This is a genomic window from Paenibacillus sp. EKM301P (assembly GCF_011800295.1).
Taxonomy (GTDB): Bacteria; Bacillota; Bacilli; order Paenibacillales; family Paenibacillaceae; genus Paenibacillus; species Paenibacillus polymyxa.
In genome coordinates this window covers 1-293 of record NZ_JAALFM010000125.1, presented here as the reverse complement: position 1 = coordinate 293, position 293 = coordinate 1, and the positions used below count along the sequence as shown (strand labels likewise).

The window sequence follows — 293 nt, the reverse complement described above, 5'->3', positions numbered from 1 at the left end:
GCCCTTGAGCAGCAGCGGACTCAGCGCTTCGCCCCCGAAGATGACGTTGCGAATCCGCAGATCGTACGGATGGTCCGTCAAGACCTCGCGCAGCAGCTGGTAGAAGTACGTTGGTGTCTGGTTCAAAATGGTAACCTGTTCGCGGCCCAGCAGCGCCAGGAAATCGGCCGGATTTTTCGCCGTGAACGGCGGTACGATGACCAGCTTGCCTCCGTACAGCAGCGCTCCGTACATTTCCCAGACGGAGAAATCGAAGCAGAACGAGTGGAACAGCGTCCACGTGTCGGACGGCC

The 293-nt window shown here is 59.7% G+C and carries 1 protein-coding gene; it reads right to left on the bottom strand.

Going from position 1 to position 293, the window contains the following annotated elements; genetic code table 11:
• Positions 1 to 293 (bottom strand): AMP-binding protein (locus HFD99_RS25140; protein ID WP_167441090.1); only part of this gene is annotated, 293 nt, incomplete at both ends.